We start from the raw sequence: 13,837 nt of genomic DNA on the forward strand, positions 1-13,837 counted from the left end.
TTTTTGTCCCGAAATTCCAGTTCGGACAGAAGATGGGGCTTCCAACCATGGGAAGGTCAAGGGGACAAAAAGAGAAAAATCGCTATTGACCTTCCCATGGTTGGAAGCCCCACATTCGGCAACGTGAGACCGAAACAAGGAGAATTCTCATGGAACTCAGAATCGAGAACATGACCTGCGGTGGCTGCGCAAAATCCGTCACCAAGGCGATCCAGTCAGTCGACCCCACCGCCAAGGTGGAAACGAATCCGGAGGCCCGGAAGGTCAATGTCGAGACGACCGCCACAGCGGGGGCTATTCAGCAGGTTCTCGAAGAAGCCGGCTATCCTGCAACTGTAAACTGATTAGGAGCTGCGTCATGAACAAGCTCACCCCGATCTTCATTGCCGGCGCGTTCGTCATTGCCGGCGGACTCGCCTACGCACAGTCCCAGATGGACGAGCAAGGCCAAGGAGCGACCATGAATCACGGTGAACATGCCGGACACGGTGCCGGCACGCCTTCGGATAACCCTGTCATTCGGGCCTACAGGCAAGTCAACGACAAGATGCACGCCGATATGGCGGTCGAGTTTACCGGCGACGCCGACGTGGATTTCATGCGCGGCATGATCCCGCATCACCAGGGCGCCATCGAGATGGCTCGTGTCGTTCTCGAACACGGATCAGACCCCGAGGTGCGAGCGCTCGCCGAAGAGGTCATCTCAGCCCAGGAGGCGGAAATCGCGCAGATGCAGGAATGGCTGGCCAAGCGTGGCCAATGACACGGTGAAGGGCGGATCAATTCCGCCCTTTTCCTTTGCCGGTCATCAGCACGATGATGGTTGCCACCGCGAAGGCGACAAGCGCTCCGTCGGTGCGCCTTCGATCAAGGCAAACAGCTTGTGTGGACGCCGAACGACCTCCGGTACCTCGTTTCGATAGTGGTGATGCGTCCGCTGCCTCGACCAGGGATAACAGCGTATCGGCCAGATCCCTGACCGCAAGCAGCCCGGCCCGAAGCTCGCCAACAGCGTTGATTACGTTTTCCGCTCTGATCTTCATGTCCATCTCCTTCGCTTGGCCCTCTAAGATGAGGGTTCCAACCGTTGGAAGGTCAACCCGACACAAATAAACTCAAGATGATGATGTTTCGGGAATCACAACGATGGAAGAGTTCCTGGCGAACGAAGGGAACCAAGCCCACGCTGAAGTGTTTGATATACCCATATAGGGTATCGGTAGCTCATGGATCAGAAGAATACCAAAGCTCTCCGCTCGAGGCTCAGTCGGATCGAAGGTCAGGTGCGCGGCGTCGGCCAGATGGTCACGGACGGCCGCTATTGCATCGACATCCTGCATCAGATCCACGCGATCAAGGCCGCGCTGGCCATCGTTGAAACCGAAATCCTGAAATCCCACGCCGCCTGCTGCGTCGAAGACGCGATTGCGTCCGGCGATGCCGCCGAGCAGCGCAAGAAGTTCAACGAGCTGGTCGAGATCTTCGCCAAGGCCAAGCTTTGAATCTGGAGGAAACCGCAATGGCTGCCGCCACCGCGAAACATGCCGAACTCCATCGAATGGTCATGACCGAACATACTTGTCCCTGGGGGCTCAAATCGCTCGACCTTCTGCAACGGGAGGGCTACCAGGTCGAGGACCACAAGCTGACGTCTCGCGCCGAGGTTGATGCTTTCAAGAAAAAGCACGGCGTCGACACCACACCGCAGACCTTCATTGGCGGCAAGCGCATCGGCGGCTACGACGATCTTCTCGCCTTCTTCGGCAAGGAGGTAAAGGACAACGACGCCACCACCTATACGCCGGTGATCGCACTGTTCGCGATGGCGGCGCTGATGGCGCTGGCGGCGAGTTGGGCCGCGTTCGGGAACCTTCTCACCATCGCGACGGCGGAATGGTTCATCGCCATTGCGATGTGCCTCCTTGCCCTGCAAAAGCTCAAGGACGTGGAGGGCTTCGCCACCATGTTCCTGAACTACGATCTCCTGGCACAACGTTGGGTGCGTTATTCCTACATCTATCCATTCGGCGAAGCGCTGGCGGGCGTCCTGATGATGGCCGGCGCGCTCATGTGGCTGTCGATCCCCGTCGCGCTCTTCATCGGCACCATCGGAGCCATATCGGTCTTCAAGGCCGTCTATATCGACAAGCGCGAACTCAAATGCGCCTGCGTGGGCGGTGACAGCAATGTGCCGCTCGGCTTCGTCTCGCTGACGGAGAACCTGATGATGGTCGGAATGGCGATCTGGATGCTACTCAAGCCCATGGGTATCGGCCTCGGACATTAAGCGAAAACCAAGGAGCCACGAGATGACCCAATCGTCCCATACCGGCAAGCACGAACACGCCGACCACGGCGCAGGACGTCCCTATGTGATGTTCTGGATCAACATGGCGCTCGGTCTGATCGTTATGTACGTTGTCATGTTCTCAATGATCGACGGATTTCAAGACTTCCGAAACAATCTCAACATGTTCTACATGGCCGTGACCATGTGGGCGCCGATGGGCATCTTCATGCTGGCAACGATGCCCGGCATGTTTCCTCGACGGGGTTTGAATGTTGCTCTCTATGCCGTGTTCATCGTCCTGACAGTCGCCTCGTTCGCAGCCACACGCAGCCAAACCCTGATCGGTGACGGGCAGTTCATCGATTCGATGATCCCGCACCACTCGGGCGCGATCCTCATGTGTCGGGAAGCAGATCTGCGCGATGCTGAATTGCTGACGCTTTGCGAAGAAATCATCGCAGCCCAGCGCAGCGAGATCGAGAAGATGGAGACAATCAAGGCTCGCCTCGAACCTTAAGATCTGCGGCCTCGTTGTTCGCGCGTCAAGAACGAAGCCAGCGGGCGCGGGCAACGGAGCGACCCATAAATGGGCGTAGATACTGCTCTTTGAACCAAAGTGTTGGTTTCCACGCAGAACTGAGCCAGTTAGGCAGATAATTTCCATTGAGAACTGAGCCATGTGAACCTTCCCCCCAACGCGGTGAGCGACGGGGGCAGCGGAGTGATCCACATGGGACTTTTAAACATCATCCGGCGCATGGCGCTGCGAGAGAAGCAGTCGATCCGCGAGATCAGCCGGCGCACCGGTCTGTCGCGCAACACGATCGCGAAGTATTTGAGCGCGGGTACGATAGAGCCGACGTTCACGGTACCGGAACGACCGAGCAAGCTTGATCCTTTTGCCGACAAACTCGCGGCCTGGCTGAAGACCGAGACCGGAAAGTCGCGCAAGCAGCGCCGAACACTGAAGCAGCTTCATTCCGATCTGGTGGTTCTCGGCTTTACCGGCTCCTATGGTCGGGTCGCCGCATTCGCTCGTGATTGGCGGGCTGATCGGCAACGTGAGCAGCAGACGACGGGCCGCGGCATATTCGTTCCGCTGTCTTTCCGACCAGGCGAAGCATTCCAGTTCGATTGGAGTGAGGACTATGCCGTGATAGGCGGCGAGCGCACGAAGCTTCAGGTCGCGCATATCAAGCTATCGCACAGTCGCGCGTTTTTTGTCAGGGCCTACCTGTTGCAGACGCATGAGATGCTGTTTGACGCCCATTGGCACGGCTTCCGCGTGTTTGGCGGCGTGCCTGGTCGTGGCATCTACGATAACATGAAGACAGCGGTCGATCGTGTGGGCCGCGGCAAGGAGCGACAGGTCAACATCCGTTTCCTTGCGATGACGAACCATTACGTCTTTGCGCCAGAGTTCTGCAATCCCGCCGCGGGCTGGGAGAAGGGGCAGGTCGAGAAGAACGTCCAGGATGCCCGACCGCGGCTGTGGCAACAGATGCCCGACTTTCCAGATTTGGGGGCATTGAATATCTGGCTGGAACAGCATTGCCAGGACCTGTGGCGGGAGACAGCGCATGGCACCTTGTCCGGCTCGATCGCGGATGTTTGGGCTGATGAGCGGGCAGCATTGATGGCGCTCCCCGCCATGTTTGACGGCTTCGTCGAGCAGAGCAAGCGCGTCTCGCCGACATGCCTGATCACCTTCGAGCGCAATCGTTACAGCGTGCCTGCGTCTTTTGCGAACCGGCCCGTCAGCCTGAGGATTTATCCCGAGCGACTGGTCGTTGCGGCCGAGGGCAATATCCTTTGCGAACATCCGCGGATCATAGAACGCAGCCACGACAAACCGCCGAGGACGATTTACGACTGGCGCCATTACCTTGCGGTCATCCAGCGCAAGCCTGGAGCACTGCGCAATGGCGCACCCTTCCTGGAATTGCCGCTGGCCTTTCGACAGCTGCAGGAGCAGATGCTGCGCCGCCCTGGTGGTGATCGTGAGATGGCCGATATTCTTGCCCTCGTCCTTCATCACAACGAACAGGCCGTCATCAGTGCTGTGGAATTGGCTTTGGATCAAGGCGTGGCAACCAAAATGCATGTGCTAAACCTGCTGCATATGCTGATCGACGATAAGACGACTGACGGTCCCGACGTCGATACGCCACAGGCACTGACTTTGCTGCGCGAACCCAAGGCCAATGTCGAACGCTATGATGGCCTGCGTGTCCGGATCGTTGGAGGTCGCCATGCGTCATGATCCAGCCAGTGCCGCCGTCGTCATCATGCTGCGAAGCCTGAAGATGTATGGCATGTCCCAAGCCGTCAGTGACCTGATCGAGCAAGGTGCTCCAGCCTTTGATGCAGCCGTGCCGATCCTGTCCCAGTTGCTGAAAGCCGAGATGGCCGAGCGCGAGGTCCGGTCCATCGCCTATCACATGAAGGCTGCCCGCTTCCCAGCCTACAAGGACCTCTCCGGATACGACTTCGCCGCCAGCGAAATCAACGAAGCGACGGTGCGCCAATTGCATAGATGCGAGTTCATCGACGGCGCGCAGAATATCGTGCTTGTCGGCGGACCGGGCACAGGAAAAACACATGTCGCCACCGCCCTCGGCATCCAGGCGATCGAGCATCACCGTCGAAAGGTCCGATTCTTCTCGACCATCGAATTGGTCAACGCGCTTGAGCAGGAGAAGGCTAAAGGCAAGGCGGGGCAGATCGCAGAGACCTTGGTCCGCCTTGATCTGCTCATCCTCGACGAGTTGGGATACCTGCCGTTCAGCGCCTCAGGGGGAGCACTGCTCTTCCACCTTCTGAGCAAGCTCTATGAACGGACGAGCGTTGTGATTACCACCAACCTCAGCTTCAGCGAATGGGCAACCGTCTTCGGCGACGCCAAGATGACAACCGCATTGCTCGATCGTTTGACCCATCGCTGCCATATCCTGGAAACAGGGAACGACAGCTTCCGCTTCAAGGCCAGCTCGGCAGCCGCAGCACAGAAGAGAGGACAAAACGCCAATCCCTTGACTAAACCCTGATCAGAAAACCATACTTAGAGGTGGCTCACTTCTCGGTGGAAAAACTGGCTCAGTTCCGCGTGCAAACCAACATGTAGTGGGGCGGTCGGCCAAGGTGCGCACTCCCCAGACAAGATAGACGCTGGTGAGCATCACGTAGGCCGCTCCGAACACCGCCCCGCCGAGGAGTACCATTGCAGGCGTCCCAACCCCGCAACCAAAGCTCAGGATGCCGGACCATCGTGTGACAGGTGAACTATGCGATGGTCCGACTTGGTCGGCATACTGGCTTGGGTATTCCGTCCCAAAGCCTTGTTATCCGCTGACAAACGCCAGAATATCCTCATTCAACACATCGGCGTTGACCGTTAACATGCCGTGCGAGAAGCCGGGATAGGTCTTCAATGAGCCATTCGGCAGCAATTTGACTGCCTTCAAAGCCGCAGCGGCGATTGGGACGACTTGATCGTCCTCGCCGTGCAGCACCAGCGTCGGCACGGTGATTGCTTTCAAATCCTCGGTCTGGTCCGTTTCCGAGAAGGCCTTGATACCGTCATAGTGTGCCTTGGCACTCCCCATCATGCCTTGCCGCCACCAGTTCTGGATCACGCCTTCATGGACCGTCGCGCCTTCGCGGTTGAAGCCATAGAAAGGACCTGACGGAACGTCGCGGAAAAACTGTGCACGGTTGCTGGCCAGTGCCGACCGAAAGCCGTCGAAGACCTCCATCGGTGTGCCCTCGGGGTTGTCGTCGGTTTTCAGCATCAGCGGCGGAATGGCGGCAACGAGGACGGCCTTGGCCACCCGGCCCGCAGGCTCGCCATGTCGCGCGACGTACCGCGCCACTTCGCCGCCACCAGTCGAATGGCCGATGTGAACCGCGTTCTTCAGGTCCAGCGCTTTGGCTACGGCAAAGGCGTCGGCTGCGTAATGGTCGATGTCGTGCCCTTCGGCAACCTGTTCCGATCGTCCATGCCCGCGCCGGTCATGCGCGACGACGCGATAGCCCTTCGACAGGAAGAACAGCATCTGCGCATCCCAGTCGTCGGAACTGAGCGGCCAGCCATGGTGAAAAACGATGGGCTGGGCGTCCTTGGGGCCCCAGTCCTTGTAGAAAATCTGAACGTCGTCGTCGGTCGTGACAAAGCCCATGGTGAGTTCTCCTTCTGGGGTGTTGATTGTGACAGGTTCCGTGGCACGCGCGGTGCCTGGCAGTAATGTGAAGCTCGCAGCAAGTGCCGCGGCCGAGATCAGAGCATCGCGGCGGCTGAGCGGCAGGCCGGGGGTGTAGAATGGAGGCATAGAGACGTTCCGTGAGTTAATCAAAATGTGGCGGTAGGGTCATGCGCGGCGGTCTCTTAAGAGAGTTCTTCCGAGCATTTCCCACGACAGTCTGGACACGGCCCAGAAAGCGGAGTTGCTGGAAAGAGGGTCTGAGTGTGTCCTTGGCCGCTGCTCTAGTTCGGATAGGTTATGCGGGCAGGCGCGCGCTCAAATAGACGTTGCCCGAGGTATTGATGTCATCTGAATAAGCGGCGCGATAGTATGCTTTGACGCAATACTGTGTCGCTAAACGGGGAACACCGAACGGATTGGGCGCGTGCATCTTCAGATCGCAAGATCTTAAATCGGCCCCCTGATGATGTTCTTCAGCCAGTCTATCCTCTAAGAGCTTCTGATTGAATCACTTGAAGAAAATTTACCTTTATGGAGGGGGGAGATGAAGTTGGAAATCAAACCAGACTGGCCGCGACACAGGTGGCCTTGCTGAAGAGCCTTCGTTTGTCCCAGTTTGTTCAGCCTGATTACGCTGCGATAAAACTGTCAGACAACGCGTTTGAGCATATGTGCAAACTCTGTTTTTTCGACATTGCTGCGCCCGTTGGCATGAAAATCCGCAATATGCGGACCATGCTCGTGGTGTCGATTACGGGTTTCCACGGATGCCCATTCCTCAACGAACACAAAGCGTCCCAGTTCGTTCTGATCCTCGAACAGATCGTAACGGATATTACCTTCCTCGTTTCGAGAAGGTTCGACGAGGACCGACAGGTCACGACGCAGTTCGTCTTCCTTGCCTGCCTTGGCCTTCAGCCCGACGACGATGAATAGCTCGCTCATTTGCTTTCTCCTTGCAAAATGCGGCGACAGCAGCCGAGCCGCCATCGCCATGGATCTTGGTTGTTGCTTGTCGGCTAAAGGTTATTTGGCGGCTTTTTCGACGTTGAAACCATCGTAATTGTCGAACACGCCCATGAAGCCCGGAACCGTCGCCTCGCGTGCCCAGTCGCGCTGGAGTTCGCAATACATCTGAACGCGGCTGATCAGCTTTCCCCCAGCCTGTTCGATGCGGCGTAGTGCTGCCTCATGGGCGGCAAGAGAAGTGCCGCCGACGGCATCGATCGGCACATAGACTTCATAACCTTCCTGAATGGCATCGAGCGCGGGGAAGGTTAGGCATGCCTCGGTCCACAACGCGGTCATGATGAGTTTGCGGCGGCCAATGGCCTTGACGGCCTGTTTGAACGCCACATCCTCCCAGCTGTTGATAGAGGTACGGTCATAGGTCGGCAGATGGCCGAGCACGTCCTGAAGTTCGGCGATCGGCGGCTTGTTGCGGCCGGTTGCAACATTGACGGTCGAATGGATGATCGGCAGATCGTAGTTGACCGCCGCCTTGGCGACGCTTGTGATGTTGAAGACCAGTTCGTCGCGCGGCATCGAGCGGATCGACGATACCTGTATCGGCTGGTAGTCGATGACGATGAGGGCAGAGTTTTGCGGCGTGAGAAGCTGGTCGGTATGGGGATTGCGGATTTGTTCGCTTGCCATTGGCAGGTTTCTTTCATCGATTGGAATTTTGCGCTGGCGCGGGCCGAAGCCCTCGATCAAGTGGACGAGCGAGCGCGGACCCTTCCACAGGAAAGAGGAGCCGGATGCGGTATGCTTCCGGCTCTCCCGATCATGCTGCGGCGATGCCGAAGCGTCCGCTGTCAACGTCTTCGATTGCCTGTCTGATTTCAGCCTCGTTGTTCATAACAAACGGCCCGTAGCCCACGATGGGTTCATCGATCGGCTCTCCCGTCAGGACCAACAACTGCGCTTCACCATCGCTATGAATGCGAGCCTCGCGGCCTGCCGGATCGAGCAGTACCATCTCCGCTTCACCTGCCTCATGGTTGTTATCGATGGCGACGCGACCGCTTAGCACCACGATCATCGCGGTATGTCTCTCGGGCAGATCGAGCGTCAGTACTGCGTCGGTCTTGAGGGTCAAGTCCCACAGGTTGATGGGGGTGAAGGTTTTTGCCGGCCCTTTTATTGCGCGATACTGACCGGCTATGATCCGTGCCTTCCCGGCGTTTCCGGGCAAAGAGACCTGGGGAATGTCCGCCTTCAGGATGCTCTGATAGCCGCCCGATGTCATCTTGTCCTTGGCGGGCAGGTTCAGCCAGAGCTGAACCATGCGCAATGTCCCTCCCGCCTTTGCGAAGGCGGCCGAATGGTATTCCTCATGAATGATGCCGCCAGCCGCCGTCATCCACTGGACGTCACCCGGCCCGATTATACCGCCATTGCCTGCCGAATCGTGATGTTCGACCTCGCCGTCATAGACGATGGTGACGGTCTCGAAGCCGCGGTGCGGATGCTTGCCGACGCCACGCCGCTGCGTAGTTGGTTGAAAGTCATATGGCCCGGCGTAATCGAGCAGGAGGAACGGGCTGATGTGGGCGCCGAGGGTATTATAGGAGAAAAGCGAGCGAACGGGAAAACCGTCGCCGACCCAATGTTGCCGATCATTCCCGTAGCGGCCAATGACTTTCTTACCCATATTTTTTCCTCCATCAACGCTGCAGTTGAGCTTGATGAAGGCAGGACTAGCATCGCAACGATGATGAAAAAAGATTGCAAACAGCGACGCAGCGTCCTACAAAAAGGACGATGCAGGACCTTAACGATTTTTATTATTTTGTGGCCGTTGTCGACCATGGTGGCTTCTCGCCAGCCGGGCGTGCGCTTGGCATTCAGAAGTCAAGACTGAGCCGTCGTATTCTTCATCTGGAAGAACGTCTGGGCGTGCGCCTTCTCAACCGTTCCTCTCGCCGATTTTCGGTGACGGAGATCGGTCGCGAGTTCTACGAGCGTTGCGTGGCAATGCTTGTCGAGGCTGAGGCTGCCGAACAGGTTATCGCCAGGGTGAGGACGGAGCCGCGCGGTGTTGTACGCATGAGCTGTCCGACGGCATTGCTGTCGTTTCAGTTCGGTGAGCTGATTTCGCGTTTCATGATGCAGAATCCGGGCATCGAAATTCATCTGGAAAGTACGAACCGCCGCGTTGACGTCATTTCGGAAGGGATCGATCTGGCCATTCGGGTACGGTTCCCGCCGCTTGATTCGACTGATCTTGTCATGCGCTGGCTCGATGAAAGCAGCCAGTGCCTGGTTTCCGCGCCCGGCCTGATTTCAGGTTCCGTAAAAACGCCTGCCGATCTGAGGGGACTGCCGAGCCTTGATTGGAAGCGGCCTCACAGGGATTATGCCTGGGAGCTGCATCACGCCGACGGGCAAGTCGCGACCGTTCCGCATTCGCCCCGCCTGATTACCGATGACATGAAGGTGCTTCGCGATGCGGCAATTGCCGGCGCGGGTGCGGTACAATTGCCGACCATTTTTATTTGGGATGATATCAGAGCGGGTCGGCTCATTCATGTTCTTCCCGACTGGCGACCTGTGGCAGGCATTGTACACGCGGTTTTTCCCACCCGCCGCGGGCTGCTGCCATCGGTGCGGGCGCTGGTCGATTTTCTTGCCCATGAATGTGCGATCCAGCGCTCGCAGGTAAATAAGATCGTGCCGCCCATCGATCTTTCGAATACCTTGCCAGAAAGCTGATATTTCACTCAGCGCTCAGCCTACGGCCTGATCTTGACGGGCATCATAGCTATATTGTCAGTCCTGAATTACATTGATGTTTTCAAGCGTCCGGTTGAGCAGGATCAAGAACGACTCCTGCAGTGAGTGCCCAAGCGGTGACAGCACATATTCGACGCCGAGCACGCGTCCATCCAGAACCCTGCGCGTCACTATACCGTTGCGTTCGAGCTTGCGTAGCGTCTGGTGAGCACGCGCTGGGTGACGCCATCAGTCATCATCAAGACCTATGAGATCGTCGAGACGATCGGCACCAGCGGATCTCGCGCCCTCCTCGCGATGGATAGCCGTTCTCCACGAAAGCTGTTGCCGAGCGCGCCACCGCGACGTGCAACGAGCCAGGCGCGGTCGAGGGTGGTGAAGAGCATCGGAGAAAACCGTGGAACTGGTCGGCGATCACCACAATCGATGCAAAGGCCGCCTGACGGCGACAGTCACATACGTCCGTACGATTAAATTTGTTGCCGAAATTCTCGAAGAGGACCCGGAGCTTCTTCATGCAATCGTCGCCAACGATGATTATCTGAGCTAAGGCAGCATCATCTCCGTGTACACCGGAGACGACGAATCTGTGACCGCACTGACAGACGACGGCATGGACGAATTGGAGCAGATGCTCAAAGACGCCTGCCGCTCGCCCCAGGAATGGAACGACTGTCCTCGACAGCATTGTCGACGACGAACTGCTCGTCGCTCGCAATCTCCGCGGTAGCAATGGGGTGGTTATCTTCTTCTTCTCGGATGATCGAGTCAATATCACGCATGTCCGCAGAGCGAGCGTCGATCTCCATAATGATTCCCATTACGATATCTCCCAAAACGGCATCAGAAGAACGTGCCTGGCACCTTTGTCGGGCGCATCAGCATCCCCGCTATGGCAGCAAGGAGCGTTATCAGCGCGAGAGCTGATAGTGCGTCGGCATAGGCGAGGACATAGGCTTCACGCTGTACAAGCTTTGCGAGCTGCCCCATTGCCGCGGTGGGTCCCTTGCCATCAAGCGTCGAACCCATGGACGAGGCGAGTGTGTCCAGCCATGTTTGCACAACGTGATCGCCTTGCTGTACCTGCGTTCCAAGCAGGTTCGAGCGCACCTGCTCGTCGACGCGCACGAAGGTCGTGATTGCCGCTGTTGCGATTGTGGTTCCAACAGTTCGAACGATATGAACCCACATCGCAATCCAGGGGATTTGCGGGAAGGTGATGTCTTCCGTGATGATCAGCATGACCGGAACAGCCAGAAACGGGCTTGCGATGCTTTGGATAAGCATGGACGACATAAACTGATCGCCGTTCCAGACATGTGTTGGAACGGCAGCCAGCGACACGCCTACCGAGAACAGCATCGCACCGAATACGATAAGATTACGCGGCGCGAACCGATAACAAAGCCATGCTACCAAAGGGGCGAGCACAAGTTGCGGCAACCCGGTCAGAAGAAAGTAGTTGCCGATCTCCAGGGACCTGTAGCCCTGGATGCGTATGAGGAACTGGGGGATTATGGAGGCTGTCGCCATTGTGGCAAAGCGCGTCGTGAAGAGTACCGACAGGGCCAGCCCGGCATTTCTCTGAAGGACAATCCGTAGATCCAGCATCGGAACCGGGTGTCGTATGGTGTTCACGACGAACGCAAGCAGCAAGACCGCCGCCGCGCCGCTCAAGCCGGTGATCAGACCGGAATTGTACCAGTCGAGGCGATTGCCTTGATCCAGCGCGGCGACGAGGGACGCCAGCCCGAGGGACAAGGTAAGAAGCCCGAACAGGTCCGGCCGGCGAAACCGGTGCAGTTTTGCCGTATCCCATTGCTTGGCGAAATAAGCGCCAAAGACCGCCAGAGAGCCGGGTATCACGTTGGCCCAGAACAGATACTCCCATGAGAGATGGTCGATGATCCATGCTTCGGCGAAGATCGCCAAATTGGGTGTGAAGCCGGAAATCAGCGCGTAGATGGAAAGGACATAGAGGCGTCGCTGCTGGGAGATGTTGCGCATGACGACCGCGAAGGTCATCGGTATCAGCATTCCAGCGGCAAGACCACGCAATGCCTGCAGGGCCAACAATATGGGCAGTGAGGGGCTGAACGGAGCAAGGAATGAGAAAACCGAAAACAGAGCAGCGCCGACCATCACGCCGATAGCCGGCGAGAGGTGAGTCCGTAACCAGACTGTCGCGGCAATCGCCGCCACTTCAGCTGTGATGTACGCGGTTGTCAGCCACGACGCCTCGTCGAAGCCAAGCCCGAAAGCACCGCGAAGGTCTGCCAGGCCGATATCGGTCAGCCTCGAATTCAGAATGGACGTGAATGTACCAAGCATGACAGCCGATACAGCAATCAAAGGCGGTAACCTGGCTCCAGGCAGAAACGCCGAAGGTCTCGGAATGGCGGGAAGTGTCATCGTCTGTCACTCCTGTTCTCTACCGGCAAATTCGTCGCTATGAATCGTCGGCACCACCGACATGCCAGGGCGTAGGAACTTGCCAACTTCGCCTGTGTCATCGAGTTCTATGCGGACAGGCACACGCTGTGTGACTTTTGTGAAGTTACCGGTGGCGTTATCCGGCGTAAGCAGGGCAAACTCGGATCCGCTGGCTGGGGAGATCTTTGCAACATGCCCCCGCAGCAATTTGCCGGGCAACATATCGACGGTCATTGTTACGCGCTGGCCCACGCTGACCTTTCCAAGTTGCGTTTCCTTGAAATTGGCGATCACGTAGAGGTGTGGGAGTGGAACCACGGATATGATCTTCGTTCCAACGTTTACATATTGTCCTTGGCGCACATTGCTGGCGCTTGCGACGCCGTCGAAAGGTGCTCTGATCGATGTCCGTTCCAGGGTGATCCTTGCAAGTTCGACGGCGGCACGCTGTGCGTCCAATGTGGCCTGAGCTTCCGAAAGTTGCGCGCTAAGCACAGCGACTTTCTGCTTCTCGACGTCCACTGCCGTCTGCCGTTCCTCGACCTGAGCGCTATAGCGCTTCATTTCGGCAGTTGCCGCTTCGCGTTTTTGCGCTGTCGACCAGCCAATTCGCGAAGCCTCCTGTTGCCGAAGATACTCACTTTCGGCCCTTTCCATGTCCGCCTTGACAGCCTTCACGCTCGCTTCGGCCTGCGCTATGACGCTGGCTTGCAGATTGATCTGGCTTTCAAGAATAGCAACGGACGCTGCGGCCGCCTTTCGTGTGGCGTAGGCACGGCCGAACTGGGCACGATAGTCTCGATCATCGATCTGCGCGAGAAGTTCTCCGGCTTTCACATGCTGGAAGTCGGCGACCAGCACCTTTCTCACGCGGCCGGAAACTTCTGTCCCCACAGACGCGGTATCGGCTTTGAGATAGGCGTCGTCTGTAGACTGGTCGGTCATGCCCGCGACCCAATGTCCCCAGCCCATCGGCACGACGACTGCCATTCCGATCGCGGCGACGATGACGGTGCTCCGTGCGAGCGCCTGAAAGGTTCTGCGCCGCTTTTTTTTGGAAGCAGCAGTGAGCGCCTCATCCGCGTTCCCTTTAATCTGTTCTGCCCCTCCGTGGAGGTTTGTGACAGCCATGTTCATTTCCCTGTCTCCCGTCGAGTGTCGTAACTGACGAAGA

At 57.5% G+C, this 13,837-nt stretch carries 17 protein-coding genes and 1 pseudogene; 9 read left to right on the top strand and 9 right to left on the bottom strand.

Annotation, left to right across the window (positions count from 1 at the left end; all coding sequences use genetic code 11):
- Window positions 1–149: 149 nt before the first annotated feature.
- Window positions 150–344, top strand: coding sequence for a heavy-metal-associated domain-containing protein (locus ABWW11_RS14810; RefSeq protein ID WP_100653024.1), 195 nt, complete (start codon window positions 150–152; stop codon window positions 342–344).
- Between the two features lie 14 nt (window positions 345–358).
- Window positions 359–763 carry a CopM family metallochaperone gene (gene copM, locus ABWW11_RS14815; RefSeq protein ID WP_100653026.1) on the top strand — a complete coding sequence of 135 codons (405 nt, stop codon included), beginning with the start codon at window positions 359–361 and terminating at the stop codon, window positions 761–763.
- Between the two features lie 16 nt (window positions 764–779).
- On the opposite strand, the gene ABWW11_RS14820 is transcribed toward copM, so the two are convergent.
- On the bottom strand, window positions 780–1,043 hold the full coding sequence (locus ABWW11_RS14820; RefSeq protein WP_100653028.1) for a hypothetical protein: 264 nt from the start codon (window positions 1,041–1,043) through the stop codon (window positions 780–782).
- A 183-nt stretch (window positions 1,044–1,226) separates the two neighbouring features.
- Between ABWW11_RS14820 and ABWW11_RS14825 the strand changes: the two genes are divergently transcribed.
- From ABWW11_RS14825 to istB, 5 genes are all read left to right on the top strand, one after another.
- Entirely contained in the window at window positions 1,227–1,502 is a 276-nt protein-coding gene (locus ABWW11_RS14825; RefSeq protein ID WP_100653030.1) for a metal-sensitive transcriptional regulator, read from the top strand.
- Between the two features lie 17 nt (window positions 1,503–1,519).
- A complete protein-coding gene (locus ABWW11_RS14830) occupies window positions 1,520–2,287 on the top strand; it encodes a MauE/DoxX family redox-associated membrane protein (protein WP_100653032.1) in 768 nt (255 codons plus the stop codon).
- Between the two features lie 22 nt (window positions 2,288–2,309).
- Window positions 2,310–2,807, top strand: coding sequence for a DUF305 domain-containing protein (locus tag ABWW11_RS14835; protein WP_100653034.1), 498 nt, complete (start codon window positions 2,310–2,312; stop codon window positions 2,805–2,807).
- 213 nt (window positions 2,808–3,020) lie between these two features.
- Entirely contained in the window at window positions 3,021–4,553 is a 1,533-nt protein-coding gene (istA, locus tag ABWW11_RS14840; RefSeq protein WP_032963552.1) for an IS21 family transposase, read from the top strand.
- Window positions 4,543–5,337 (top strand): IS21-like element helper ATPase IstB, encoded by a 795-nt coding sequence (gene istB / locus ABWW11_RS14845; protein WP_036589678.1) that lies wholly within the window; start codon window positions 4,543–4,545, stop codon window positions 5,335–5,337. The genes istA and istB overlap by 11 nt, the downstream gene beginning before the upstream one ends.
- A gap of 294 nt (window positions 5,338–5,631) precedes the next feature.
- On the opposite strand, the gene ABWW11_RS14850 is transcribed toward istB, so the two are convergent.
- The 4 genes from ABWW11_RS14850 to ABWW11_RS14865 all read right to left on the bottom strand — a co-directional run bounded on the left by ABWW11_RS14850 (window position 5,632) and on the right by ABWW11_RS14865 (window position 9,148).
- Window positions 5,632–6,468, bottom strand: a complete 837-nt coding sequence (locus tag ABWW11_RS14850; RefSeq protein ID WP_233470230.1) for an alpha/beta fold hydrolase — start codon at window positions 6,466–6,468, stop codon at window positions 5,632–5,634.
- A 672-nt stretch (window positions 6,469–7,140) separates the two neighbouring features.
- A complete protein-coding gene (locus tag ABWW11_RS14855; protein ID WP_149148528.1) occupies window positions 7,141–7,437 on the bottom strand; it encodes a putative quinol monooxygenase in 297 nt (98 codons plus the stop codon).
- An 81-nt stretch (window positions 7,438–7,518) separates the two neighbouring features.
- On the bottom strand, window positions 7,519–8,148 hold the full coding sequence (locus tag ABWW11_RS14860; protein WP_210055956.1) for a hydrolase: 630 nt from the start codon (window positions 8,146–8,148) through the stop codon (window positions 7,519–7,521).
- A 130-nt stretch (window positions 8,149–8,278) separates the two neighbouring features.
- Complete coding sequence (locus ABWW11_RS14865; protein ID WP_151615519.1) at window positions 8,279–9,148, bottom strand: pirin family protein; 870 nt, start codon at window positions 9,146–9,148, stop codon at window positions 8,279–8,281.
- 110 nt (window positions 9,149–9,258) lie between these two features.
- Between ABWW11_RS14865 and ABWW11_RS14870 the strand changes: the two genes are divergently transcribed.
- The gene (locus ABWW11_RS14870) at window positions 9,259–10,209 is read left to right on the top strand and encodes a LysR substrate-binding domain-containing protein (protein ID WP_151615520.1); all 951 of its coding nucleotides are present in this window, start codon (window positions 9,259–9,261) and stop codon (window positions 10,207–10,209) included.
- A gap of 57 nt (window positions 10,210–10,266) precedes the next feature.
- On the opposite strand, the gene ABWW11_RS14875 is transcribed toward ABWW11_RS14870, so the two are convergent.
- Both ABWW11_RS14875 and ABWW11_RS14880 read right to left on the bottom strand, forming a co-directional pair.
- On the bottom strand, window positions 10,267–10,401 hold the full coding sequence (locus ABWW11_RS14875) for a hypothetical protein (protein ID WP_235916949.1): 135 nt from the start codon (window positions 10,399–10,401) through the stop codon (window positions 10,267–10,269).
- A 74-nt stretch (window positions 10,402–10,475) separates the two neighbouring features.
- Window positions 10,476–10,616: a hypothetical protein gene (locus ABWW11_RS14880; RefSeq protein ID WP_192799920.1), complete on the bottom strand. Its 141-nt coding sequence runs from the start codon at window positions 10,614–10,616 to the stop codon at window positions 10,476–10,478.
- Window positions 10,617–10,669: 53 nt separating this feature from the next.
- Between ABWW11_RS14880 and ABWW11_RS14885 the strand changes: the two are divergent.
- Window positions 10,670–10,946: pseudogene (locus tag ABWW11_RS14885) on the top strand (hypothetical protein); the annotation flags it as partial.
- A gap of 127 nt (window positions 10,947–11,073) precedes the next feature.
- On the opposite strand, the gene ABWW11_RS14890 reads toward ABWW11_RS14885, so the two are convergent.
- Both ABWW11_RS14890 and ABWW11_RS14895 read right to left on the bottom strand, forming a co-directional pair.
- Window positions 11,074–12,642, bottom strand: coding sequence for an MFS transporter (locus ABWW11_RS14890; protein ID WP_151615521.1), 1,569 nt, complete (start codon window positions 12,640–12,642; stop codon window positions 11,074–11,076).
- Window positions 12,643–12,648: 6 nt separating this feature from the next.
- Window positions 12,649–13,800, bottom strand: coding sequence for an HlyD family secretion protein (locus ABWW11_RS14895; protein ID WP_151615522.1), 1,152 nt, complete (start codon window positions 13,798–13,800; stop codon window positions 12,649–12,651).
- Window positions 13,801–13,837 lie beyond the last annotated feature (37 nt).

The sequence above is a fragment of the Brucella sp. NBRC 113783 genome, assembly GCF_040372265.1.
Lineage (GTDB): Bacteria > Pseudomonadota > Alphaproteobacteria > Rhizobiales > Rhizobiaceae > Brucella > Brucella teleogrylli.

Coding starts and splice junctions, on each gene's coding strand:
- copM (WP_100653026.1), top strand. CDS start 359: ATGAACAAGCTCACCCCGATCTTCATTGCCGGCGCGTTCGTCATTGCC.
- ABWW11_RS14865 (WP_151615519.1), bottom strand. CDS start 9,148: ATGGGTAAGAAAGTCATTGGCCGCTACGGGAATGATCGGCAACATTGG.
- ABWW11_RS14850 (WP_233470230.1), bottom strand. CDS start 6,468: ATGGGCTTTGTCACGACCGACGACGACGTTCAGATTTTCTACAAGGAC.
- ABWW11_RS14860 (WP_210055956.1), bottom strand. CDS start 8,148: ATGGCAAGCGAACAAATCCGCAATCCCCATACCGACCAGCTTCTCACG.
- ABWW11_RS14855 (WP_149148528.1), bottom strand. CDS start 7,437: ATGAGCGAGCTATTCATCGTCGTCGGGCTGAAGGCCAAGGCAGGCAAG.
- ABWW11_RS14810 (WP_100653024.1), top strand. CDS start 150: ATGGAACTCAGAATCGAGAACATGACCTGCGGTGGCTGCGCAAAATCC.
- ABWW11_RS14880 (WP_192799920.1), bottom strand. CDS start 10,616: ATGCTCTTCACCACCCTCGACCGCGCCTGGCTCGTTGCACGTCGCGGT.
- istB (WP_036589678.1), top strand. CDS start 4,543: ATGCGTCATGATCCAGCCAGTGCCGCCGTCGTCATCATGCTGCGAAGC.
- ABWW11_RS14825 (WP_100653030.1), top strand. CDS start 1,227: ATGGATCAGAAGAATACCAAAGCTCTCCGCTCGAGGCTCAGTCGGATC.
- ABWW11_RS14890 (WP_151615521.1), bottom strand. CDS start 12,642: ATGACACTTCCCGCCATTCCGAGACCTTCGGCGTTTCTGCCTGGAGCC.
- ABWW11_RS14820 (WP_100653028.1), bottom strand. CDS start 1,043: ATGAAGATCAGAGCGGAAAACGTAATCAACGCTGTTGGCGAGCTTCGG.
- ABWW11_RS14870 (WP_151615520.1), top strand. CDS start 9,259: ATGCAGGACCTTAACGATTTTTATTATTTTGTGGCCGTTGTCGACCAT.
- ABWW11_RS14835 (WP_100653034.1), top strand. CDS start 2,310: ATGACCCAATCGTCCCATACCGGCAAGCACGAACACGCCGACCACGGC.
- ABWW11_RS14895 (WP_151615522.1), bottom strand. CDS start 13,800: ATGAACATGGCTGTCACAAACCTCCACGGAGGGGCAGAACAGATTAAA.
- istA (WP_032963552.1), top strand. CDS start 3,021: ATGGGACTTTTAAACATCATCCGGCGCATGGCGCTGCGAGAGAAGCAG.
- ABWW11_RS14830 (WP_100653032.1), top strand. CDS start 1,520: ATGGCTGCCGCCACCGCGAAACATGCCGAACTCCATCGAATGGTCATG.